This is a genomic window from Thermoactinomyces daqus (genome assembly GCF_000763315.1).
GTDB lineage: Bacteria > Bacillota > Bacilli > Thermoactinomycetales > Thermoactinomycetaceae > Thermoactinomyces_A > Thermoactinomyces_A daqus.
Genome location: NZ_JPST01000008.1, coordinates 1 through 24,378 on the forward strand (window position 1 = coordinate 1; position 24,378 = coordinate 24,378).

Here is a 24,378-nt window from a genome sequence, read left to right on the forward strand (position 1 = left end):
GGTGGGGTTTGTCATCAATCTCCAAGACCCTTTGGGGTCTTTTTTCATTTATGGACGAGTCGCAGACCCGTGGTCGGTTGCAACGATTCCGGCTGCATGATTTGAACCGTGTGGACCATGCGCGTCAGTAAAATAATGGATTCGTATTGAACAAAAATTGAACAATCCCTTTTCCTGCAACCAACCGGAAAAGGGATTCGTCCCTTAGTATGAAAGCGATTTTGAGGTGTTTGAATATATTTTTAACATTGGCAATATTACCTTTTTATTTCTATCTTTTTCTTGTAAACTAGTGAATGTATTAACGCACTACATAAAGAAAGGAGCTGATCTGTTTGGAACCCAAAAGGGGAATGGCTTGCTCACTGGCTGCAACGGTGTTTATTGCTGGGGGAGCATTTTCCGGAACGGTTCATGCGCAAAGTTTGCATGCGAATCACATTCCGGCAAAACCTCCGGTAAATCAGGTCAAACCGGCAGCGATTGAAAAAGTGAACCGGATTGAAACAGCAAAGGAGCCGGTATCTCCCGAAGCTCCGGCATCCGTTTCAGGAAGCAATGAAGAAGTTGCCTCCGGGTTTGGTGTGATCAAGGATAAGCTGTTGTCTGACTTTACCGGTCAAACAGAACAAATGACTGCCAAAGGACAAGCTGTTCCCTTCTTGGCCAAACAAAAAGTTTCCGCGAACAATGATCGGGCCGAAACGCTCGCAAATCAAGCAAAAGACAGCACAGGCAGCAAGACGAAGCTTGAAAAGCAAACAAAAAAAGCGCCAACGCCATCACAGCGCAAGCGCAAACGGTTGTGAAACAAGCGAATGATCGTGCCCTTAACGGGAAAACCAATGCACAGTCCCTCATTTCACAGACGTCACAGGATATAAATGATAAAGTTTCCTCGCAACCTTATGATAGCAAAGTGAAAACGTCTGTGCCAGTAAAAAAGGCACCGGGATCCCCGGTGGTTGACAAAGTGGCAGATCATGTTTTGCCGTATCATACGGAAGTTGAGTAAGACTTGGCTGAAACGACGTAACAAATTTAAACGATCTCTCTTTTGCCTTCTTTCCTCCCCGAACCATATTGGCTGGTGGGTAATCCCGCCGGCTTTTTTTGATCAAACCGTCAAACCCGGGAAACGATCAAGGTCAGTTTCCCGCTGATGTTAAAGGGACCGTATCCGGCCGGAAGGATGAAATGGTCTCCTTTGGTCAGCGGAACGATTTCATTTTCCCGGCTCAATTCCCCTGAACCGCTGATGACACTGGTCAAAAGAAAAGTTGAAGTGACAGGGTGGGGAAAGACCCCGTCCAACTCCCATTTTTGCACGGTGAAATACGGGGACTGAACCAGGGTGGTGATGGTTCCGCCTTTCTGTACGTTTACATGCGGTTCCACTTTCGCCTCTTCATGGGGGACATTGATCACCTCAATCGCCTGTTTGAGGTGCAATTCCCGTTTGTTTCCGTTTGCATCGGTCCGGTCATAGTCATAAAGGCGGTACGTGGTGTCCGAGTTTTGCTGCGTTTCCAGGATCAGGGTGCCGGCGCCCAGGGCATGCACGGTGCCGCTGGGAACATAGAAAAAATCCCCCGGTTTTACCTTGACCCGTTTCAGGAGTGTTTTCCAGTCGCCCTGTTTGATGCGGGAGATCAGTTCTTCTTTGCTATGAGCCGTATGTCCGTAGATAATTTCCGCTCCCTCGTCGCAATCGATCACATACCAGCATTCTGTTTTGCCCCGTTCGCCATTTTCATGGAGATTGGCATAGGCATCGTCCGGATGAACCTGAACGGACAGATCGCTGGAAGCGTGAAGGATTTTGGTCAGCAGCGGGAAGGTGTCCGCTTTGTCGCTGATGCCGAAAAATTCGGGTTTCTCTGACCAGAGCTCGCCGAGCGTCATTCCGGCATAAGGGCCGTTTTTCACGATGCTCTGGCCGTGGGGATGAGCGGAGATCGCCCAGCATTCGCCGGTTTGCCCGGAGGGAATATCATAGCCGAATTCCTCTTTCAGCCTTGTTCCTCCCCAGATCCGCTCTTTAAATACCGGCTTTAAAAAAATGGGATAGCGATGCAATGGACTCGCTCCTTTCGTTGGAAAATACCGAGGTCTTGGAGGATGAGAACGGGGATGACCGGGAGCGTTGGATCACGGGCTCCCGGTTTGGTCAGAACGATGTGTCACTATTCCTCAGTCAAGAGGGCATACACGCCTTCTTTGCTGGTTGCGGAGAGAAGTTTCGCCCGGAAGGAGTCATCGATCAATTTGACCGCAAGCATTTGCAGGATTTTCAGATGCTCATTTCCCGCCTGCGATTCCGGCACGGCGATCATGAAGATCAACTGTGCCCGTTCGCCGCTCTGTTCATCCCAGGTCACATCCGAAACCGTCCGGGCAAAGGCGACTCTGGGAGTGCTGACTGCGTCCGATTTTCCGTGCGGGATGGCGACACCGAAGCCAATGCCGGTATGTCCTTGATTTTCCCTGGCGAAGATCGCTTCTTTAAACGCCTCGATATCGTGCAAGGCGCCAGTTTGCTTCAATTGTGCCGCCAGCGTTTCGATCACACTGTCTTTCGTGTCCGCGGTTACGTCGAGCAAAATGAGATCATGGTTGATCAGTTGGGACAAGTTCACTGTAATTCACTCCTATTGTTGATCTGAGACTGGTTTTTTCAGGGCGTTTACCATAAAGGCGGTGACCAGAACGCCTGCGATAATGCCGATGATAAACATCGGGATGTTGTGAATGGCGCTGAACAGCATCACGATTGGCCCGCCGTGCGGAACACTGTCACCCACATGCCCGAGCATGGAGATGACGGAGCCGACCATTCCTCCTGCCATGATGCTCGGAATGACGCGCAGCGGGTCCCGTGAAGCGAACGGAATCGCCCCTTCGGTAATTCCGACCAGCCCCATGGCCAGGGCAGCCTTCCCCGCTTCCTGCTCTTCGGGGTAGTATTTTCGTTTATTCAGCAAGGTGGCCAGTCCCATTCCCAATGGGGGAATACAGATGGCGGTGGCAATCGGGCCCATGATGTAGGGGTTGCCCTGCCCGATCATCGCCGCCCCAAACAGGAAGGCCACTTTGTTGATCGGTCCGCCCATGTCAAAGGTAATCATCGCTCCCAGGATTAACGCCAACACGATTTTGGAAGCTCCCTGCATCGTGTTGAGGAAGTGTGTCAGTGCTTCCATCAGCGCAGAAATCGGGGCGCCGATAATATAAATGAAGATCAGCGAAACCGCTAAAGACGTGAGCAGGGGGATCACCAGGATGGGCATGATCGGCTGAATCATTTTTGGCACTTTCAGCGCTTTGAGCCCTTTGGCGATATAACCGGCGATAAATCCGGCCACAATCCCGCCGATAAACCCGGCTCCGGCCGCACTGCCGTAAAAACTGCCGTTTGCCGCGATGTAGCCGCCGATCATCCCCGGGGCCAGTCCGGGGCGGTCCGCGATGCTCATGGCGATAAATCCGGCCAGAATCGGCACCATGAACTGGAAGCCGACTGTGCCGATATCATTGATGGTTTTCCAGAGCGAGTGCTCCGGAATCACAAAGCCTTTGTCAGTCGGCACCCCGCCCAGCCCGATGGAAATGGCGATCAGCAGGCCGCCGATCACCACAAAGGGGATCATGAAGGAAACGCCGTTCATCAGGTCGCGGTAGAGATAGCGTTTTACTTTTGACTCCTGCTTCAGCTCTTTGCCTTCAGCCGGAATTGCCGCATCAGCTTTTTCCGTTTTGTCTTTATAAACGGGCACTTCTCCATCTTGAAAACGTTTGATCAGACTTTCCGTCTTGTGGATGGCATCGGCGACGGAACACTCCAGTACCCGCTTGCCACGGAAGCGCTCTTTTTCGACGTCTTTGTCTGCGGCGATGATGACCCCATCCGCTTCCATGATTTCTTCCGGGGTAATTTCGTTCTCCACTCCGATTGAACCCCTTGTCTCCACTTTGATCGTTATGCCCAGATCCGCAGCGGTTTTTTTCAGCTTCTCCGCAGCGATATAGGTATGGGCGATCCCTGTCGGACAAGCGGTGACAGCTAAAAGTTTCATCGTTCAACCTCCTGATGTTTACAGATGCTCTAAAAATTGCCCGACTGAATCTGCCTTGCGCAAACGGTTTAAAAGAGGCGGGTTTTCGACCAGCTCGGCCAGCTCGGCAAACATGCGCTCCGCCTTTTCTTTCTCCGCCCATTTCAATGCCGGCATAAAGATGAGAAAAACATGATTGCCATTCCAATCGATGGGCTCCTTTAACCGGGCGACGGCCACTGCCGGTTTTTGGATATAGTCGCACAAACCATGGGGGATCGACACACCCCCGCCGATACAGGTGCTGGAGAGTTGTTCCCGTGCCAGGGCGCTTTCTGCATAACCCTGATGCACATACCCTTGTTTTTGCAGTTCGTCGGCCAACAGTTCAATCACCTGATTTGGCGTGTTTGCTTCCAGATCGAGCCGGATCAGTTCAGGCTTGAGGAGCTTGCGCAAAACCGGATAGCGGCGCTGATCGTTTTCCTGATCGGACAGTTTTTTCAGCTCTGTTTCCAGGATTGCGCGGTCGTATTCGGTAAATAAGGGTGTCACGCAAACCGTCGGCAGGAGCGCATTTGTCAGCGGCACGGTGCTGATCAGCAGATCGGGGCCGTGTTCTGCGATCGCTTTTGGCAATCCCTTGATGGAAACGGTATCAAGAAGATGCAAATCCGGAAAGATGCGCCTGATTTTTGCCGCCAGAAGCTGGGAGGTGCCGATGCCGGTTGTGCAGATAAGAAGCGCTTTCATTATTTTCGTTCGCTTTTGTTTCCCTTTAAAGCGTTCGAGCGCTGCCTGAAAATGCAGAGTGAGATATCCGATTTCATCTTCGGGGATGGATTTCCCGAATTCAGCGGCCAGTGGGTTGGCGGCAAAGACAAGCGTTTCAAACATATAACGGTACGTGCGTTTGATTTCATCCAGAATCGGATTGGTCAGGCTCAGGCGATGCCGAATCCGGTGAAGGGCGGCATGCATATGGATGGCCAAACCAATCCACAGATCCTGATCGGCTGAGAGGGGCAGTTGGACGAGCTCCTCTACTTTGCGGATCAGTTTCCCGGCCATTTCCATCGTTTCCGGGCCCAGCTTGGCCAAGGTGTTTTCGAAAGAGTCGCCTTTTTCCAATGAAGTGTAGTGGAGTTTGGCTCCGAGCAGATGTAACGCCATGTAGCCGATCTCCGCTTCCGGGATGCGAACGGCCAACTTCTGTTCAATGGCCTTCGCCAGTCGGACCGCGAGCGGATATTCATTGCGCTGTTTCAAATCGGTCAATTCTTCCGCCGATAATTGGACGATTTTGCCGAGTTTGATCCGTTTGACGGCGATGGCCAGATGGGCGGCCAAACGGGCGACAGCTTCATCTGTAAAGGAGAAATCTGCGGAACGCTCCAGGGTGCGGATCATCTCTGTGATCAGGGCTTCATCGTAGCCCCTGCCCTGCCCATGCGGAAGTCCCCGCAGTTCCTCCGCATCCAATTTGGCCATTGCTGTACGGCGACTCCGCTCATCCCCTTCCACTTTTAACCCGCAGTTGGGTTTGTGGATCAATTGCAGCCGGAAAGATGACAAGTATTTTTCCACCTCGGCAAGGTCATGGCTGATCGTCGCTTTGCTCACATAAAACAGGTCGGCCAGTTGTGCGGCGGTGACATAACCGTCACTCTCCAGCAACGTTTGAAGGATCAGGATTTTGCGATTTTGCGGGTTGAAAGAAGAGGATTGGAAAGATCCTTCCGCATTCTTGGATAGCGCTTTCGAAATTGCCTGCCGCTGGTGTGAAGGGGCTTCCAGCAAAATCCCCATTCCGGGCTGCCGGATGAGGCGGACATCTGAGAAGGATTGCAGCCATTCATCCAGCCATTTGAGATCAGTGCGAACTGTTTTTTCCGAGACGCCCAGTTCACCGGCAAATTGTTCGGTTGTAGCAAATGTTTCAGTTGCGAGCAAAGATAAGAGTAATCTTTTTTTTCGTTCTTCCATTCATTTCACCACCGGTAGGGAAGGACGGTCACGACGTTCTGTAATTCTGATTATAAATGGTTGTTTCTGTTTAAAGAGCAAATTTATTTCCGGAAGCTTGCGGAAACGTGTAAACAATGGCTGCACTGAAAGAATACGAAGAGACTGCCAAGTCCATGTTGAAGCAGAATTGAGTTTCCAAAAGAAGTGAAAAGCGGAACCGGGGGTCTTTTTCCTCTGCCGGGGCTGGGAGCGGGAATCGCGCATGGATTTGATGCCGGTTGTATGGGGCGTCAACGCAAGTGTGTGGGTCTGGCAAAGGAGTACGGAAACAATGGGACCTGATCTTGGGGTTTGCCGTGGATGGCATGTTGACCAGTTTGTTACAAAAGCCGGAACCTGCGCCATACCAGGGTGCAAGCCGATTGACGGAAGCAAACGACCTTTTGTATGATAGGTTAGAACATGACAAGCGGATAAATCGTACCCACTCAAGCTAAAGGGGAGTAGCTGTTACAGCAAAGTCGTCATTACGGGCGGAAGGCCCCGGCTTTGTTGGCAACGCGACGTTGTTGGCAAGACCTTTACTTTTTCGGTAAAAGTAAAGGTCTTTTCTATTTTTTGGGACTGAAAACGAAGGGGAGGATTCCGGTGGAATGGTTATCAATGGAATTTTTGACTGCGTTGTTGTCGATTGTGGTGATTGACCTCGTTCTGGCGGGGGATAACGCGATTGTGATTGGCCTGGCGGCGCGCAATCTTCCGCGGGAACAGCAAAAGCGCGTGATTTTTCTCGGGACGGCCGGAACTGTGGTCGTGCGCATTTTGTTCACATTGGCGGTTGTATGGTTGTTGAAGGTTCCCGGGCTGCTGCTCGCGGGCGGTTTGATCCTGTTGTGGATTTCCCTCAAACTGCTGTATGAGGAAAAAGATCATGGCGAAGTCAAAGCAGCCAAGAACATGTGGGCGGCCGTGGGGACGATTGTTGTCGCTGATACCGTGATGGGCTTGGATAATGTATTGGGCGTGGCCGGTGCGGCCCATGACAGTTTTCTGCTGGTCATTTTGGGATTACTGATCAGCGTGCCGATTGTTGTCTGGGGAAGCACTCTGTTTTTAAAAGTGATCGAGCGCTTCCCGTGGATCATTTATCTGGGGTCGGCCGTTCTCGCTTACACGGCTGCCCGCATGATTACTGATGAGAAGTTTATCGCTCCCCTGTTTGAAGACAATCCTCTTGTAAAAATTCTGCTGGAAGGGTTGATTGTCGTCGTGATCCTGATAGTCGGAAAAATACTGAAAGGGGAGCGCAAGAAGGCTGCTGATGCATCATAGCCGATCATGCGGTTTCATCCAGCCCAAAGCAACGGCGGTAAATCCATTTGTATGCATCCAAATCCAAGTCGCGTGGATTGCCGAAGGTTTGTGGATCTTCAAATGCAGCCTTTGCGTAGCGATCGATTTGTTCCGGATCTGCCCCTTGTTGGCGAAGGGTGGGGATATTCAGGTCTCTTACCAGTTTTTCCACTTCGATCACGGCCGCTTTAGCTGCGTCTTCCGTACTCATTCCTTCAACAGGAACGCCGAGTGCCCGGGCGATTCGGGCGTATTTTTCCGGTGCTCCCATCCAGTTGTACTCCATCACGGCGGGCAAGATCGCCGAAACGCATTCTCCGTGCATGACCGGGATCATCCCGCCCAGCGTTTGCGCCATCGCATGGGCAGCACCGGCTGAATCGCTTCCATAGGAAAGACCGGCCAGCATTGCTGCCTGAGCCATGTGATAGCGCGCTTCAAGATCCTGTCCGTTTGCATAAGCGCGGCGAATGTATTTGCCGACATATTCGATCGCCAGCAAGGCGACTGCATCCGTCAATGGTTGGGACTGATTCATCGTATAACATTCAATGGCATGAGATAACGCATCAATCCCGGTGGCTGCGGTAATTCGTTTGGGCATGGACAGATGAAGTTCGGGATCGATCACCGCGAGATGGGCAGGGAGCAAAGGTCCGCCAACATTGAATTTAATCTCACGAACGGGATCTTTGATTACCGCCCATTGGGTCACTTCGCTGCCGGTTCCCGCAGTTGTCGGGATTGTTACCAATGGAGGGATTCGCTTTGTCAGCGATTTTCCTTTTTCCGATGCCTCAAAGTGGATGACCGGTTCACCGTGAACCGCTTCAACTCCGATCGCTTTGGCGGTATCCATCGAACTCCCGCCGCCGACGGCAATCAATCCGTCACATTTTTGCTCAGCAAATGTTTTCGACCCCATGGCGACCAACTCGGTATCCGGTTCCCCGGCGATTTCGTGGAAGACATAAACATCGATTCCGTTCTGTTTTAAATGGGTCTCAATCGGCTTGATGATCCCGGATTGATAGAGGGCGCGATCGGTGACAATCATGGCCTTTTTAATGTTCAGCTGTTTAACTTCTTCCCCGATGTTTTTTGACACACCGATGCCAGAAATCACTTTTGTCGGCATCACAAACGCTTTTTGTTCGAGCATTTGTTCAATTCTCATCATAAAGATCCCCTCCTGAAGAATGTTTGATTAACCAAACCAACGCAGCGGTTGAGGTTGCAAGTTCTTATAGACGTGTTTTTGCTCTGTATATTCTTCCAATCCGGTTTTTCCAAGTTCTCTCCCGATGCCGGACTGTTTGTAGCCGCCCCAGGGAGCCTGAGGGAAATAGGGATGATAATCGTTGATCCAGACCGTCCCCATTCTCAAGGCGCGGCTCACGCGCTCAGCCCGGTTCATGTCTTGTGTCCAAACGGCACCCGCCAGACCGTAAATGGTGTCATTCGCCAGGGAAATCGCCTCTTCTTCGGTTTGAAAGGTTTCAACCGTCAAAATGGGCCCGAACGTTTCTTCTTTCACGATCCGCATATCGCTTGTACAATGGTCAAAAATCGTCGGTTCAATAAAAAATCCACGGGCGAATTCGGGGCCGTCGGGACGTTTCCCGCCTGTAAGCAGCTTGGCGCCTTCCCGGATTCCGATGGCGATGTACTTTTCCACTTTGTCCCGATGTTCAGCTGAGATGAGCGGACCCATTTGCGTATCCGGGTTCAGCCCGCTTCCCAGCCGAATGCGTTTGGCTCGTTCCACCACTGCTTTAACGAACCGGTCATGCCATTTTTCTTCAATCAAAAGCCTGGCGCCCGCAGAGCAAACTTGTCCTGCATGAAAAAAAACGGCATTTAACGCGTAATCGACCGCTGTCTCAAAATCACTGTCGGCAAAGATGATATTGGGATTTTTTCCTCCCAGTTCAAGTGCGATTTTTTTCATGTTCCGCGATGCAGCCTTCATGATTTTCCAGCCTGTTTCGATTCCTCCGGTAAAGGAAATCAGATCAACATCTGCTGATTCGGACAGTTCAGCCCCCACGGTTTCACCGGGACCGGTCACAATATTGACCACCCCTTTGGGAATTCCGGCTTTTTCGAGCAACCCGGCCAGTTTCAGCGTGGTTAAAGGGGTGATCTCGCTCGGCTTCAACACCATTGTGCAGCCTGCCGCAAGTGCCGGAGCCAGTTTCCATGATGCCTGCAAGAGCGGATAATTCCAGGGGGTAATCATCCCGCATACCCCGACTGGCTCCCGGACAACCTTGCTTTCGCTGTTTTTCAGGGGGGAATGAAGCATTTCGCCGCCGTCCTTGTCGGCAAGACCGGCATAGTAGTCGAACACGGAGGCGATATCATCCATATCCGCTTCGCTTTCCGCAAGTGTCTTGCCGGTATTTAATGTTTCCAGACGGGCGAATTCATGTTTCTCCTCTCTGATCAGACTGGCAATCCGGCGCAGTTTTTCACCGCGTTCCGGGGCGGGCAGCCGGGGCCATTCTCCTTCGTCAAACGCTTTGCGCGCAGCTTTGATTGCATTTTGCGCATCCGTCCGGTTTCCTTCCGCCACGACGGAAATCACTTCCTGATTGCAGGGGTTGATGATGGACCGGGTTTGGCCGTCTTCTGCATAAACCCACTCGCCGTTAATCCACATCGGTTTCGTTTGCAAAGCATTTCCTTCCTCTCTTAATACAGTTAGTACAGTTTTTTCTGTACAAACTGTACACTTTTACGATATCATGACTGGTGACCGGCTGCAACCCAGCCCGCTCTCCGTAGAGAAAACATCCATCTTTTGATCGGCAAAACTTTGGGATTAAAGTATGAAAACTCGAAAGGGAAGCCGGGTGCCCCTGACCGGCCATGCCCTTTCACATATTTGACAAACATTTTTCTTGTGGTTAAGATTTGTGAAGTACTTTGCAAGGAAAACCAGGTCGTTCATCAGATGTGTTGATTAACCAAATCGTGAATGCAAACGCGGCTGATTCTGAATAAAACGCAAGAAAATTGATAGAGAAGGAGTGACATATGTGGCGCCGCATTATGAAAAATTGGAAGAAGCCCGCCGCGACTATATCGAATCGCTGGCGGAAACGATGGAAATGTATGGATTGAGCCCCTCGATGGGACGTCTTTTTGGCATCATGTTTTTTCACGAAGAACCGATGACTTTGGATGAGATGCGTCAACTGACAGGGATGAGCAAGACGAGCATGAGCACGGGTGTCCGGGCATTATCCCGGTTAAAACTGGTTCAGAAAAAATGGCAAAAAGGGGTCCGCAAGGATTTGTATCAGGCAGAACAGGACCAGTTTCACTCATTTATTGAATTTTTTGTTTATTTATGGGAGAAGGAGATCGAAATCAATGAAAAAGCGCTGAACTCAACGGAGCAAAAGCTGCGTGATCTGTTGACCGATCCGAAATTGTCTCCGGATGAGGCAGCCCTGGTGGAAAGGGACTTGCAAAAATTGGCCAAATCCAAACAGTATTATGCCTGGCTCCGTGCGTTGGTTCAGGCGTTTAAAAATGGAGACATCTTCGATCTTGTTCCAATCCCGGATGATTCGGCAAAGTGATTATCGGCACAGTCTCAGGATGAAAGAGAAGAAAAACAGGAGGGGAAGGTCTTTACACCCCGGACTGCATCACTTTCATATAAAAAAGCGGTTCCCGTAATTTGAACCGCTTTTCGGATTTGTCACGGCCGTCCACGTCTGGGATGGCCGTTTGTTTTTGGCATTTCGCTAATGTAAATAGTCTTCCAGTTTCACAAAGCGGAAGCCTTTTTTCTTGAGGAGCGGAATGCTTTTGATCACGCCTTCTGCCGTGTCGTGGCTTGGTTGGTTCATGTGCATGATCACGATCGAACCGGGTTTTGCGGTGAGCAGGGCTTGTTCGACCTGACGGGTGTTGTAGGTTGCTCCGGCGTCACCCAGAATATCGTAGTTAACAGGCTTTTCACCCAATCCGTATACCAGTTTGACGGCTACATCGTCATAAAAAGCGGTTCCGGTACGGAAAAATTTCGGCTTGCGCCCGGTAAGTCTGGTGATCAGCTGGTCATTTCCCAAAACTTCGTTGATCACCGCCGCGGCATTTTTGGTTCCCCCGATTCCGTAAGCGCTTCGGCCAGTGACGGATAACGGGCGATGCTCCGTCCCGTGGTTTTCAATTTCAAAGAGAGGGTTATGCGCCAGTTTCATAAAGGTTTGGGGATTTGCCTCAATCCAGCGGCTGTTGATGAACAATGTCGCCGGAATCCGTTCCTTGTTCAGATAATCGATCAGCTCCCGGTCATATCCGTTCCCGTGTTTGCCGCCGCATGCATCAAAGGTGAGGGCGATGACTTTCTCCTTTGTCGGGAGACGGTCGATAATCCCGGGAAAGTGTTCTCCCCACCGATGGGGCGACTCACTCCCGTATCGCTCCAGGAGCGTTTGTTCCAATTGTTTCATCTGTGCGGCAGGTGAGGGTTTTGTGGCGGAAGCCTTTGTTTCATGGGAATGGGTGGGGTCCGTCTTGGCGGCCTCGATGTGGGTCACCGGACCGGAGCAAGCGGTCAGAAGGGTGAGACAAAGTGCGCTTCCCAGACAAATGATGTTTCTCCACATAAGTTGCGTCTCCTCTGGATTCTCTCTAGTCTTCGTTAAACCAGCCTTTTTTCTTAAACCAGATGTACATCAACAAGGCGATCAGCGCCATCAATCCGAGTACGGCGAAATAGCCGTAGTGCCAGTGCAATTCGGGCATATAGTCAAAGTTCATGCCGTAGATGCCGGCGATAAAGGTGAGCGGCATGAAGATGACCGTAATCACGGTCAAAACCATCATGATCGAATTGGTGCGGTATGCATTGAGCGAGAGATAGTTGTCGCGGATGTCCGCCGTCAGTTCCCGGCTCGATTCAATCATGGCGGCCAATTTTTCCAAATGGGCGTAAACGTTTCGGTAATAGGGCCTGTCCTTTGCCGTCAGCGAAACCCGTTCTGAATTGAGAATCCGGTAGAGCAAGTCGCGCATCGGCCAGACTATATGGCGCAGGGACAGCAACTGTCCGCGAATGGTAAATACTTCGTTCATCAGGAAATGGATTTTGGCCGAATGCCGTCTCGTCTTTGCTTCCAATTCATCAATGCGCTCTTCCAACTTTTGCGCAACCGGGAAATACTGGTCGACAACCTTGTCCATCACCTTATATAAGAAGAACGAGATTCCCTTTTTCCTCGTTTCATCGTCGGAGAGCAGGCGCTCCCACAGTTCGTTCAATTCCTCGTGCTCCTGATAGTGAAATGAGACAAGAAAGTTTTCGCCGGTAAACAGAGCAATCTCTTCTGCTGTCCATGTATGGGGGTTTAATTTGTGTATGGTATAAAACATGTAGTTTTCATAGTATTCCAGCTTCGGCCGGGAGAGGCCGTGCAAACACTCTTTCACCGACAGCGGATGGAACGGGAATCGGCTCAGTTGGTGCGCTTCCTCCATCGTCGGGGTGTTAAAATCGACCCAATACCACTGAAAGGAAAGGGATTGGATTTCTTCCGGCGGTATATTTTCCAGCAGTTTCCCGTCCGTGGTATAGACGAGCGTGCGTATCACTTGAATCCCCCCTGGATCCGTGTAATCGAACCTGTTTTCCGTGGAAGTTTGCTGAATGTCGGGCGCAGGAGCACCAATCCCTTTACGGCGTGTCTAACTTCCACTCACGGATGATGGCGACAAATTCCGATCGTTTTTATTATAACCCGCCACCGGGAAAACCCCCTGTTGCAACATTATGAAGGGATATCTAAAATTATCTATTTTTGACATAATTGAAACATACAGAAACATCTATTTATGATATTATCGTACATAGATTATATTTTTATTAATAAAGGAGCTAAATGATGAGCAATTTATGGTTACGTGTTTCTAGTATCCTGGTTGCCGGTGCACTCATGGTTAGTGGTTGTTCTGCTTCGGATTCCCCTGATAAACCAAAAGAGCTGACTCCGACTGAAGTCATCGAAAAATCAGTGGAAGCCATGAGTGAAAAAGGCTATACTTACGAAATGAAATTGAAACAAAATACGCAGACCAAAGTGTTTGGGCAACAACAAACGGTCAATATGAATATGGATACCAATGTCGATGTGACCACGCACCCGGTGGCCATGCACACCAAAGGAACGGTGAATGCGAACGGAAGCCCGATTCCGGTTGAAATCTATGTCGCTGATAATGCGATGTATAACCATACACCCCAGGGGTGGACGACGGTTGCCGTTGACACCTCTTCGCTCGATTCTTCCGATGACCCGGCTTCGGGGTTGAAGCAACTGGATAAATGGATTGAACAGTTGGGAGGCAATGTATTGCCCAAGGGCGTATCCGTGAAAAAAGTGGGCGGTTCCTATCTGATGGAGGTTGATTATGCCGCTCTGAAAAGCGATCCCTCTTTTGACAAGATGTTGAAGGATCAGATTGCCGCGGGGATTCAAAGCGGAGGAGGCTTCATCACGATCGACCCGAACCAGATTAAAATTGAAAACTACAAGCAACAAATCTGGATTGATGCAAAAACATTCAAGCAGACGAAACAAGTGGTGGACACAAAAATATCCGCTTCTGATCTGGCGGTCGACCAGCACCTGGAAATGATCCTCAAAGGGGAATTTAACGGGAAAATTACCGTACCGGCCGAAGTGAAGAACAGTGCGAAATCAATGTAAGGAAAAGAAAGACTCCTTTGGTATAAAGAGGAGTCTTTTTTTGTTGCGGGAACTTCCTCTCCGCATTCGATGGCCGGTCAGTGGAATCCCCGCGCTTTTTTAGGAATGGGAAATATTCAAGATTTTACACTGCCAAAAACATGAATGTTATCTTTTGCAATTGGGGGTGGATTTTTTGCTCAAGGAATGTATAATAATCCATGAAGATGAATTTTTATTAAGAGGGGATTCGAATGGGAAAACAAAAAGTCGTATTGGCCTATTCGGGCGGTTTAGATACATCGGTTGCGATAAAGTGGCTCTCGGAAAATTACAGATTTGATGTAATTGCGGTCGCGCTGGATGTAGGAGAGGGGAAGGATCTTGATTTTGTCAAACAAAAAGCGCTGAAAGTCGGTGCGGTCAAATCAATCGTTGTCGACGCCAAGGATTTATTTGCCCGGAATTTTCTGATTCCGGCTCTGCAGGCCAATGCCATGTATGAAGGAAAATATCCTTTGGTTTCGGCATTGTCCCGTCCTTTGATCTCCCAGGTGCTGGTGCAGGTGGCCAAGGAGGAAGGGGCGGTTGCCGTGGCGCACGGTTGCACGGGGAAAGGAAATGACCAGGTGCGTTTTGACGTCTCCGTCTCCGCGCTCGCTCCCGAACTGGAAGTGATTGCTCCGGTGCGCGAGTGGGGGATGTCGCGGGAACAGGAAATCGCTTATGCGGAAAAACACGGGATTCCCATCCCGATCGATCTCGATAACCCGTTCAGTATCGACCAAAATCTGTGGGGCAGAAGCTGTGAGTGCGGAGAATTGGAAAACCCGTGGACTGCTCCTCCGGAAGCGGCTTACGAGTGGACCCATCCGCTCGGCAAAACGCCGGATGAGCCGGATGTGATCGAGCTCTCGTTTGAACAAGGGGTTCCGGTGAAACTGGATGGGAAGAGCATGCCTTTCCACGAACTGCTTGCCGTGTTGAACAAGCTGGCCGGAAAACATGGAATCGGGCGGATTGACCATGTGGAAAACCGTTTGGTGGGAATCAAGTCGCGGGAGGTTTACGAAACGCCGGGTGCGACGGTCTTGATCAATGCTCACCGCGAATTGGAACATCTGACGCAAACACGGGACGTGGCGCGGTTTAAGCCAGCCGTTGAGCAAAAATGGGCGGAGTTGGTCTATGACGGCCTCTGGTTCTCCCCTCTGAAAAAAGCGCTGGACGCCTTCATCAAGGAAACGCAGGCGCCTGTTACAGGAACTGTCCGGGTGGTGCTGTTTAAAGGGCAGGCGACTGTGACGGGCAGAACGTCGCCGTATTCCCTCTATAATGAAAAGCTGGCTACTTATACGGATGAGGACTCGTTTGATCACAAAGCAGCCGTTGGTTTTATTAAATTGTGGGGACTGCCTACGCATATTTATGCAAGCGTGCATAAAGAGGAGGGGGAGAATGAAACTCTGGGGCGGACGCTTTACCAAGCCAACCCATCGGTGGGTGGAGGAGTTTAATGCTTCGATCTCGTTTGATCAGGAACTGGCCGAGGAAGATATCCAGGGGAGCATCGCTCATGTGACCATGCTCGGCGCGTGCGGGATTTTGTCCCCGGAAGAGGCGGGGCAAATCATCAAAGGGCTGGAATCGATTTTGGCCAGAGTGCGTTCGGGAGAAGTTGCTTTTTCCGTCGAGCATGAAGATATCCATATGAATATCGAAAAAATCCTGACAGACGAGATCGGTCCTGTCGGGGGCAAGCTGCATACCGGACGGAGCCGCAATGACCAGGTGGCGCTCGATCTGCATCTGTATGTGCGCAAACAGACGATCGAACTGGTGCGCCTGCTGGTGCAGCTGGAGCAGGTGCTGCTGGAGAAGGCGGAACAGCACATCGATACGATTCTCCCCGGGTACACCCACCTGCAGCGGGCTCAACCTGTCAGGCTGGCGCATCATTTGCTCGCCTATGTCAGCATGTTTGAGCGTGACATCGACCGGCTGAAGGACAGCTTCAAACGGGTGAATCTCTGTCCGCTCGGCGCAGGGGCCATCGCCGGCACCACCTTTCCGATCGACCGGAAGATGGTGGCCAATCAGCTCGGATTTGACGGCATTTATGACAACAGTATGGATGCAGTGAGCGATCGCGATTTCCTGGTCGAGTTTCATTCCATTTGTTCCTTGATTATGGTTCATCTGTCCCGGTTGTCCGAAGAGTTGATCTTGTGGGCGAGCGAAGAGTTTAACTATATTGCCTTGGACGATGCCTTTTGTACGGGCAGCAGCATGATGCCGCAAAAGAAAAACCCGGATATTCCCGAACTGGTGCGGGGGAAAACCGGACGTGTCTTTGGTCACTTAATGGCGATGCTGACGACATTGAAGGCCCTACCGCTCACTTACAACAAGGATTTGCAGGAAGACAAAGAGGGGCTGTTTGATACGGTACGGACGCTGACCGGCTCGCTCAGCCTGATGGTGCCCATGATCCAGTCGATGAAGGTAAACCAAAAAAAGATGCGGGAAAATGCCGAATTTGGTTTTGCCAACGCGACCGATCTGGCCGATTACTTGGTGAACAAAGGCATGCCGTTTCGTCAGGCCCATGAAGTGGTGGGAAAACTGGTTCTTTACTGCATTCGGGAAGACAAATATCTGACCGATCTTTCATTGTCGGAGTTTCGTTCCTTTGCCGGGCAGATCAATGAGGATATTTATGATAAAATCGCGTTGGAACAAGTGGTGGAAGCGCGGAAAAGTGAAGGCGGGACGGCAAAAGAACAAGTGATGGCCACGTTGAACAGCAAGAGAAGCGAAATTGCGAAAATAATGGATTGGCTATCCAGTGTTTTCCAATAGTTGCCATTGGGTGACCGCTTTCTTTATGAAACCCTGACTCCTGACAGTTGGGGTTTTTTGTATATTTGAATAAAATTTGATTTTGAAAAATGTATACCTGGGAAAATGAAAGAATGGTGTTATAATAGGGAAGTAGTTTCGGGAGAGGCCGAAAAAAGCGGGATTTTCAGGTTTTTTTAACTTTTGGTGTCCAGATGAAGGATCTGGCCTTTTTTGGTACTATTAAGTAATGTAGGAGAAAAATAGATTAAGAGTGAACGATCATTTATCATGTTTCCTGGGGTGAGTTTCGTGATTGAAATGCATGATGTCTGGAAAGTTTATCCGAATGGAGTGGAAGCTCTCCGTGGCGTTGATGTGCGTATCGACCAAGGGGAGTTCGTCTATATCGTCGGCCCTAGCGGAGCCGGGAAAAGTTCGTTTATCAAACTGATGTACCGTGAAGAAAAACCGACGCATGGCATCGTGCTGATCAACGGCGTGAATGTCAAACGCGTCCGCGACTGGAAAATCCCGCATGTTCGCCGCAAGATCGGCGTCGTTTTTCAGGACTTCAAGTTGCTTCCCAATATGACGGCTTACGAGAATGTCGCGTTTGCCATGGAAGCGGTGGAAACGCCAAAGCGTAAAATCAAGCCCCGTGTGCAGGAAGTGCTGGAACTGGTCGGTTTGAGCGACCGGATGCACGCGTTGCCTTCTCAGTTGTCAGGCGGTGAGCAGCAACGGGTTGCGATTGCGCGGGCGATTGTCAATAATCCCAGCTTTATTATTGCCGACGAGCCGACAGGAAACCTGGACCCGGAAAACTCCTGGGATATCATGTATCTGCTCGAGGAGATCAACAAGTTTGGCACGACCATTGTGATGGCCACCCACAACAAGGAAATTGTGAACACCATGCGCCAGCGGGTCATTGCCATCGAGCAGGGCGTGATCGTGCGCGACGAGTTGGGAGGTGAGTATGGGTATGAAGATTGAGACCATGATGCGACATTTTCGGGAAGCGTACCGCGGGGTGCGGCGAAATTCCTGGATGAGTTTTGCCGCAGTCAGCGCAGTGGCGGTAACGCTGTTCATCTTCGGGCTCTTTTTGATCACTGCCTTTAATGTCCGCTACATGGCAGGAGAACTGGAGAAGCAGGTTGCGATTCGCGCGGCACTCAGCCCGTCGATGACCGGAGCCCAGGAGCGGCAGCTCACAGAGCAGATTCAGCAGCTTCCGGGCGTTAAGAATGCGACGCTGATCCCCAAGAACGTCGGCCTGAGGCAGATGCGCGATGAATGGGGACCGGGAGGAGAACAGCTGTTCAAGGATTTGGACGGAGAAGGGCAAAACCCGCTCCCGGATATCATTACGGTTGAACCGACAGATCCGAAGAATGTCGAAAGCCTGAAGAAACAGATTGAGAATTTCGGCAGTGATAAAATTGAGCGCGTGGAAGCCGGTGAGGGCGTGACGGACAAGTTGCTCAATTTCTCCAGTATGCTGCGCAACATCGTCCTTATTTTCGGATTGGGATTGGCCGTGCTTGCGGCGTTCCTCATTTCCAATACGATTAAGCTGACGATTATCGCCCGCCAGCGGGAAATCGAGATCCAGCGCCTGGTGGGAGCGAGCAACTGGTTTATCCGATGGCCGTTTTTCATTGAGGGGGCCTTCATCGGATTGGTCGGGGCTATTTTCCCGGTTGTGATCGTACTTACCATTTATCAGGTTTTCTATAATGTCCTCGGAGCCGGTGAAGCAGCAGCGATTCTGAAACTGATGCCGGTCGTCTCCCTGGGGATTTATGTCACGATCAGTATTTTTGCACTGGGGGTTGCCATCGGAACGATCGGAAGTATCATTTCCGTTCGACGATTCCTGAAAGTGTAAAAATGATTGATTTGAGAAGGAGCAAGGTGAAGCAAAAACTTGTGGCTGGGATGTTTACTTTTGTGCTGGTTTTTTCTTTAATCCCCCATCCGAACACCTTTGCGAGCGCAAACTCCTCTGAGATCCAACAGAAAAAGGAAGTCATCAAAGAGCGAGATAAACAGATTTTACAGCTGGAAAAAAAGAAGAAACTGGCGCAGCAGGATCAGGCAGCGATTTTAACCCAAATTGAAACAACCAGAAAGCAACTGAACCAACTCGATTTGGAGGTCGCGCAGCTCGAACAGAGTGTGAATGAGGGTCAGGCGCAGGTGGCCAGGTTGAAGGAGCAAGTGGACAAGCGACGGCGGCTATATGTTGAACGGGTGCGCAATTACTACCTGAAAGGGCGCATGTTCTATTTTTCCTTGCTTTTAAATTCTTCGTCATTTGGTCAGTTTTTGGAGCGATATGATATGCTGTCGATGATGAACAGAGCTGACCAAGAGGCGATTGCCGGGCTTACGCGAAAAAAAGCCGAACTGGAAAAGGCGGAACAGAAGCAAAAGGCAATGCTTGCGCAAATGAAGGATAAACAAGAGCGGGCAGAGAATCTTTATGCCAAATTGCAGGCTGACTACCGGGAGCATAAAGAGTTGATTGCCAAGCTGAGCCAAAGTGTGGAGAATTTAGAGGACGTCAATGCAAAAGAGCAGGCAGAATTGAACCGGCTCGTGGCCAAGGCGGAGCAGGATGCGGCACGCAAGGAGCAGCAGGGAGCGCGTTCTGCCCATCTCTCCGCCGGTGATGGAAAACTGTTGTGGCCGGTTGCCGGCGGTTTGATCACATCTCCGTACGGGATGCGCTATCACCCGATAAAACATACATACCGCATGCATGAAGGGATGGATATCGGCGCCGATTTGGGTGTGCCGATTCGTGCGGCGGAAGCAGGGGAAGTGATTGAAGCCCGGCCTTCCAACGGATATGGTTACATCATCGTCATCTATCACGGAGACGGTTTGGCCACTCTTTATGCCCACATGTACGAGCAAACGGTCAAGGTTAAAAAGGGAGATGTCGTCAAACGAGGCCAGGTGATCGCCGAAGTGGGAACCAATGGCGATTCCACCGCGCCACATCTCCACTTTGAGGTTCATGTGGATGGAAAAACCGTCAACCCTGCGCCGTATCTGAAATAGGTTCCAATGGGGGAAGGGCGAGGGACGATCCCGTTGCAGTTTTTCGCGGTGGGGTCGGCTCTTCATTTTTTTGGTTTAGTTGATGAGATGAAAGAAATCGTTGCTCCCTGATGCGGGATTTGTAGCTTTTCAGCGGTTTTTCGCGTTTGGTCTTTTGGGAAGGGACGACGGGGAACGCAGAAACCCTTTGCAGGAACAGCTCGATATGGGAGGCGCTTCAAACGATGAAGAGGAGATGGTTGGCATTTACGCTGGCGGCAGCGTTGGCGGTCACCGGCGTTCCGGTCTCTGAAACACACGCGGAAGTATCATCGGCAACGAGACAAAAAATTGACGAAATCCGAAAACAGAAGCAGTCCGTTTTGGAAGAGAAGAATCAAATTAATGAAAATATATCGAAGCAACAACAAATAATGGAAAACGCAAAGAAGAAAATCGAGGAAATCCAAAAAGAAGCGGACCCGATTGAGGAAAGATATCAGGAGAAATTAAAGGAAAAAGAGGAAGTTGACCAAAAATTTAAGGCTCGTATCCGCGTTTTGTATATGCAAGGGGAGACCAATTACCTGGCCCAGCTTCTCTCGGCCAATTCGTTTAACCAATTCTTAAAACGGTTTGAGGTAGTCCGGTTGATCGCCGAGCGTGATTATGAACTGGTGGCGGAGCGGCAGAAAGTGCTGAACGATGTGCTGCGCGAGAAAGCCAAATTAGATGAAAAGATCAAGGAGCAAAACAAATACATTGAACAGGCAAATAAAGCTTATCAATCGTTGATGGCGCAACTGAACAAGACGAACTCACAATTGTCCAAGGTTGAAGCGATGGAAGATGATTATGAAGATGAAATCATCAAAATCAACTTGGCGGATTGGAAGGCAGGAAAACTGCATTTCCCGTGGACAGGTCCGCTGAGAAAACCGGTCAACGGGCCGGTCACATCCACTTTCGGCTGGCGTGTTCACCCGATTTTCCATACGAAAAAGCTTCATGAAGGAATGGATTTTGGCGGGAGCCTGGGGACACCGATCTATGCCGCGGCCGATGGCGTGGTTGTATCAAGCCGCCCCTCTTACGGGTATGGATGGCTGATCACGATTTATCACGGGGATTATCACGGCAAGCCCTTCTTTACCCGTTACGCGCACAGCTACCCGTATCAGGTGAAAGTGAAAGTGGGTGAAGAGGTAAAAGCCGGACAACAGATCACCTCCATGGGCAGCAACGGGAACTCCACCGGACCCCATTTGCACTTTGAAGTGCGGATCGGTTACGGGGACAGACCACAACCGTATAATCCAATGGATTATATGAAGTAACACGGATGGAGCGGTCGGTCGGACTGCTCCATTCTGCCAAGGGGCAGTATTTTTGATGACTATTTTCACATGTCAAATCATAAGTTGGAAATGTACAAGGCTCCGGGCAAACTATCTGTCTCAAGAGCGGCCAAAAGGTGGTGTTTACAATATTCAGAGGTAGAACGGTTGCGATCATCGTCGTTGTCGCCATGATTTTCAGCAGTTTGGGAACCGTGCTCGTGGTAGGGGACGGCGGGCTGCTCGATCAATGGAAAGCAGGGGCTTTGTTCTCAAGCGACCTGGCTCGGCAGGAAGCGGCTTTTGATGCCCATTCCGACAAATTGAAACAAGCCTTTGCCTTCATCAAGGCCAACTATGTTCACAATGTCAGCGACCAGAAGCTAATCGACGGCGCGATCTCCGGAATGGTCAATTCGCTGGGAGATCCGTTTTCCACTTATATGAGCCCGGATCAGGCCTCTCAATTCCAGGAAGATCTGAAGTCCAAATTTACCGGGATCGGTGCAGAAGTCACGATGAAAAACGGGCGCCTGACCATTGTATCACCGATTAAGGGCTCACCTGCGGAAAAAGCGGGATTGCGCCCGGAAGATCAAGTGATCAAGGTGAACGGGCAAAGCCTGGAAGGAATGGACATCAACGAGGCGGTTGGCAAAATTCGCGGCCCCAAAGGAACCAAAGCGGTATTGGACATCATGCGGCCCGGTGTGCATGATCTTATTCACATCACGGTGGTACGCGATGAAATCGCCATGGAGACCGTAGAAGGCAAGATATTGCAAGACCGGATCGGGCGCATTACCATCAACCAGTTTTCTGAGGACACCGCAAAAGAGTTTCACAAAACCCTGGCCGGCCTGGAAAAACAGGGGATGAAAGGTTTGATCATCGATGTTCGCGGGAATCCTGGCGGAATTTTGCCGGTCGTGCTCGATATTCTGGATGAACTGGTTCCTCATCATTCGGTGGTGCTGATGACCGAAGACCGAAACGGGAACAAGACGAAATTCACTTCCAAGCTGGATCAGCCCAAACCGTACCCGATCGCTGTGCTCATCGACGGAGGGAGCGCCAGCGCTTCGGAGATTCTGGCTGCCGGATTGAAAGAATCGGCCGGTGCCACCCTGATCGGCGAGCGGTCCTATGGCAAAGGAACCGTGCAAACGACGCAGGATTTCAAGGACGGCAGCAACATTAAGATGACGATTGCCAAATGGTTGACACCAAAAGGGAACTGGATCGATCAACATGGCGGCAGTAAGGGGATCCAGCCGGACGTGCCGGTTTCGCTGCCGGATTATGCGCAGGCGATTCCGCCACAGCCGTCAAAGCCGTTAAAACGGGATGACAACTCCGGTGATGTGAAAAACATGCAGATGATCCTCGATGCACTGGGTTACAATCCGGGACGGCAGGATGGCTATTTTGACGGCCGTACCGAACAGGCGGTCAGGGAGTTCCAGGAGACGAAAAATCTTCCGGTCACCGGACAGTTTGACCGGAAAACCGCCGATCAGCTCCGTTCAGCGTTTATCGACTTCCTGCAGGACCCCAAAAATGACGTTCCGTTGCAAGTGGCGATTGAATGGATGAAGAAAAAATGAAATAAAGGGATTTTCCCTCTGAATGTAGAAATAACCCCAATAATTTCCTTTGGGGTTATTTTTTATTTGAAGGCAGGCGTATTGAATTGCATGGTTGGAAAGCAGTAATCCCTCTGTTTAAGTCCAGTATTTGTGGCTGAGAAACATGCCTGATTTGGAGGAATGAAAGTTGGGTTTGTTGTGGAAGGCCCCACTTCCGTTCTTATGGGAGTGGTTTTCTGTGTTTTGGCATCCCGCCTATCTGTCGTCCGTCTGTTATTCGCTTGCTTATGCAGCCTGGCTGAAACATTATGAACAAAAGCGGTTTGGTTGTACTCTGAAGTCCCCAACATCCCTTTTTTTCCGGACTTTGTTCCTGGGGGCCGGTGCCGGTCTGTTCGTTTCGTTTTGTCTGCTTGTGTCTGACTGGGGAATTGGAGAGGAAGAATGGCTTTTCGTTCTCGGGTGTATGGCTTTGCTGGCGATTGCCGGATTTCGTTTCGTTTGCCTGGCTTATTCCGTCGGGCTGCTCTCCCTGGCCAGCCTTTTTTTGCGAATATTCCCTCTTCCGCCTGTCGGGGCTCCGTGGAATCAACTGATCGGCCATTTGCAGCATTTTTCCATCGGCTACTGGCTTTGGCTGGTCGGGATTCTCCATCTGTTGGAATGGTTCCTGATCCGGCTGGACGGGGCTTATGGTGCTTATCCGATCATTGCCGAACGAGCCGGCGGGCAAGAGGTGAACGGGCTGATGCTGCAACAGGGATGGCCGGTTCCCCTGCTTCTTTTTCATCAAGCCCATCCGTTTGCCCTGCCTGTTTTTCTGTCTTTCAGCAGCGTCACTCTCTCCAAACCGCTGAAACAGCAAAAACGGCTGGTTTCCACCTTGACTCTTCTTTATGGCCTCGGACTGTGCGCCATTTTGGGCCTGATGCGCGTTTGGGATGGAGCGGTCTGGATTGCCGCTGCCTTTGCGCTCATGGCCCATGAAATGATTTATCAATGGGGGAGGATGGCTGAAAAGCGAAGGGAACCGATATACGTTTCCGATCAGAAGGGGATGAAGGTGCTGGCAGTGGTTCCCGGGTCGCCGGCAGCTGAGATGGGATTGAAAAGAGGGGATATCATCCAGCGGTTTAATGGCAGCCGCATCCGGACAATGGAGGATTTGATCCGCTGTTCGGAAAATGCCACTTTTTGCAAACTGGAAGTGCTCGATGAGCGGAACGACCACCATATTATGCAGAAAGTTTTGTATGAAGACGATCCCCGGCACTTGGGCGTGGTCGGAGCCATTCCCGACCCGGAGGCGGAACCGATCGAAGAGTATAAAACGCTTTCCTCTCCCTGAAACTTCCCGAATTACATGCAAATCAGCACGCCTGTTTGAAAGTTTATCTTGAACCTCTGCTGCACGGGGTTCTTTTTTTTCGCAGAAGGGAATCCTTGAGGCAGGAACCTGAGGCGTATAACG

Annotated in this window: 18 protein-coding genes and 1 pseudogene; 12 read left to right on the forward strand and 7 right to left on the reverse strand. The window is 50.6% G+C overall.

Annotated features, from left to right (window positions below; genetic code table 11):
• The first annotated feature begins 335 nt into the window (after positions 1–335).
• Positions 336–809: a hypothetical protein gene (locus JG50_RS0103770; RefSeq protein WP_033099789.1), complete on the forward strand. Its 474-nt coding sequence runs from the start codon at positions 336–338 to the stop codon at positions 807–809.
• Between the two features lie 316 nt (positions 810–1,125).
• On the opposite strand, the gene manA is transcribed toward JG50_RS0103770, so the two are convergent.
• From manA to JG50_RS0103795, 3 genes and pseudogenes are all read right to left on the reverse strand, one after another.
• On the reverse strand, positions 1,126–2,079 hold the full coding sequence (gene manA, locus JG50_RS0103780; protein WP_033099791.1) for a mannose-6-phosphate isomerase, class I: 954 nt from the start codon (positions 2,077–2,079) through the stop codon (positions 1,126–1,128).
• A 107-nt stretch (positions 2,080–2,186) separates the two neighbouring features.
• Positions 2,187–4,076: pseudogene (locus JG50_RS0103790) on the reverse strand (fructose-specific PTS transporter subunit EIIC).
• An 18-nt stretch (positions 4,077–4,094) separates the two neighbouring features.
• Positions 4,095–6,041: a BglG family transcription antiterminator gene (locus JG50_RS0103795; protein ID WP_033099794.1), complete on the reverse strand. Its 1,947-nt coding sequence runs from the start codon at positions 6,039–6,041 to the stop codon at positions 4,095–4,097.
• A gap of 630 nt (positions 6,042–6,671) precedes the next feature.
• Here JG50_RS0103795 and JG50_RS0103800 point away from each other — a divergent pair.
• The gene (locus JG50_RS0103800) at positions 6,672–7,355 is read left to right on the forward strand and encodes a TerC family protein (protein ID WP_033099868.1); all 684 of its coding nucleotides are present in this window, start codon (positions 6,672–6,674) and stop codon (positions 7,353–7,355) included.
• Positions 7,356–7,359: 4 nt separating this feature from the next.
• Here JG50_RS0103800 and JG50_RS0103805 read toward each other — a convergent pair whose 3' ends face one another.
• Positions 7,360–8,553, reverse strand: a complete 1,194-nt coding sequence (locus tag JG50_RS0103805) for an iron-containing alcohol dehydrogenase (RefSeq protein WP_033099869.1) — start codon at positions 8,551–8,553, stop codon at positions 7,360–7,362.
• A gap of 30 nt (positions 8,554–8,583) precedes the next feature.
• Positions 8,584–10,041, reverse strand: a complete 1,458-nt coding sequence (betB, locus tag JG50_RS0103810; RefSeq protein WP_033099870.1) for a betaine-aldehyde dehydrogenase — start codon at positions 10,039–10,041, stop codon at positions 8,584–8,586.
• 379 nt (positions 10,042–10,420) lie between these two features.
• Here betB and cudC point away from each other — a divergent pair, with 379 nt between their 5' ends.
• A complete protein-coding gene (gene cudC / locus JG50_RS0103815; protein WP_052153974.1) occupies positions 10,421–10,969 on the forward strand; it encodes a choline uptake/conversion transcriptional regulator CudC in 549 nt (182 codons plus the stop codon).
• Between the two features lie 168 nt (positions 10,970–11,137).
• Here cudC and JG50_RS0103820 read toward each other — a convergent pair whose 3' ends face one another.
• Both JG50_RS0103820 and corA read right to left on the reverse strand, forming a co-directional pair.
• Complete coding sequence (locus JG50_RS0103820; RefSeq protein WP_052153975.1) at positions 11,138–12,004, reverse strand: polysaccharide deacetylase family protein; 867 nt, start codon at positions 12,002–12,004, stop codon at positions 11,138–11,140.
• A gap of 25 nt (positions 12,005–12,029) precedes the next feature.
• Positions 12,030–12,989 carry a magnesium/cobalt transporter CorA gene (gene corA / locus JG50_RS0103825; protein ID WP_052153976.1) on the reverse strand — a complete coding sequence of 320 codons (960 nt, stop codon included), beginning with the start codon at positions 12,987–12,989 and terminating at the stop codon, positions 12,030–12,032.
• 290 nt (positions 12,990–13,279) lie between these two features.
• Here corA and JG50_RS0103830 point away from each other — a divergent pair, with 290 nt between their 5' ends.
• The 9 genes from JG50_RS0103830 (at position 13,280) to JG50_RS0103870 (ending at position 24,255) form a co-directional block, all read left to right on the forward strand.
• Complete coding sequence (locus JG50_RS0103830; protein WP_033099797.1) at positions 13,280–14,104, forward strand: DUF6612 family protein; 825 nt, start codon at positions 13,280–13,282, stop codon at positions 14,102–14,104.
• A 233-nt stretch (positions 14,105–14,337) separates the two neighbouring features.
• Positions 14,338–15,600, forward strand: a complete 1,263-nt coding sequence (locus JG50_RS0103835; protein WP_033099798.1) for an argininosuccinate synthase — start codon at positions 14,338–14,340, stop codon at positions 15,598–15,600.
• Positions 15,542–16,945 carry an argininosuccinate lyase gene (gene argH / locus JG50_RS0103840; RefSeq protein ID WP_033099799.1) on the forward strand — a complete coding sequence of 468 codons (1,404 nt, stop codon included), beginning with the start codon at positions 15,542–15,544 and terminating at the stop codon, positions 16,943–16,945. The genes JG50_RS0103835 and argH overlap by 59 nt, the downstream gene beginning before the upstream one ends.
• A gap of 291 nt (positions 16,946–17,236) precedes the next feature.
• Positions 17,237–17,923 carry a cell division ATP-binding protein FtsE gene (gene ftsE, locus JG50_RS0103845; protein ID WP_033099872.1) on the forward strand — a complete coding sequence of 229 codons (687 nt, stop codon included), beginning with the start codon at positions 17,237–17,239 and terminating at the stop codon, positions 17,921–17,923.
• Positions 17,913–18,821, forward strand: a complete 909-nt coding sequence (gene ftsX, locus JG50_RS0103850; protein ID WP_033099800.1) for a permease-like cell division protein FtsX — start codon at positions 17,913–17,915, stop codon at positions 18,819–18,821. The genes ftsE and ftsX overlap by 11 nt, the downstream gene beginning before the upstream one ends.
• Before the next feature lie 26 nt (positions 18,822–18,847).
• Positions 18,848–20,002 (forward strand): murein hydrolase activator EnvC family protein, encoded by a 1,155-nt coding sequence (locus JG50_RS0103855; RefSeq protein ID WP_160173798.1) that lies wholly within the window; start codon positions 18,848–18,850, stop codon positions 20,000–20,002.
• Between the two features lie 224 nt (positions 20,003–20,226).
• A complete protein-coding gene (locus JG50_RS18630; protein ID WP_081943700.1) occupies positions 20,227–21,318 on the forward strand; it encodes a murein hydrolase activator EnvC family protein in 1,092 nt (363 codons plus the stop codon).
• A gap of 137 nt (positions 21,319–21,455) precedes the next feature.
• Positions 21,456–22,925, forward strand: coding sequence for a S41 family peptidase (locus JG50_RS0103865; protein ID WP_309485171.1), 1,470 nt, complete (start codon positions 21,456–21,458; stop codon positions 22,923–22,925).
• A gap of 220 nt (positions 22,926–23,145) precedes the next feature.
• On the forward strand, positions 23,146–24,255 hold the full coding sequence (locus JG50_RS0103870; protein WP_152568474.1) for a PDZ domain-containing protein: 1,110 nt from the start codon (positions 23,146–23,148) through the stop codon (positions 24,253–24,255).
• Positions 24,256–24,378: the final 123 nt, after the last annotated feature.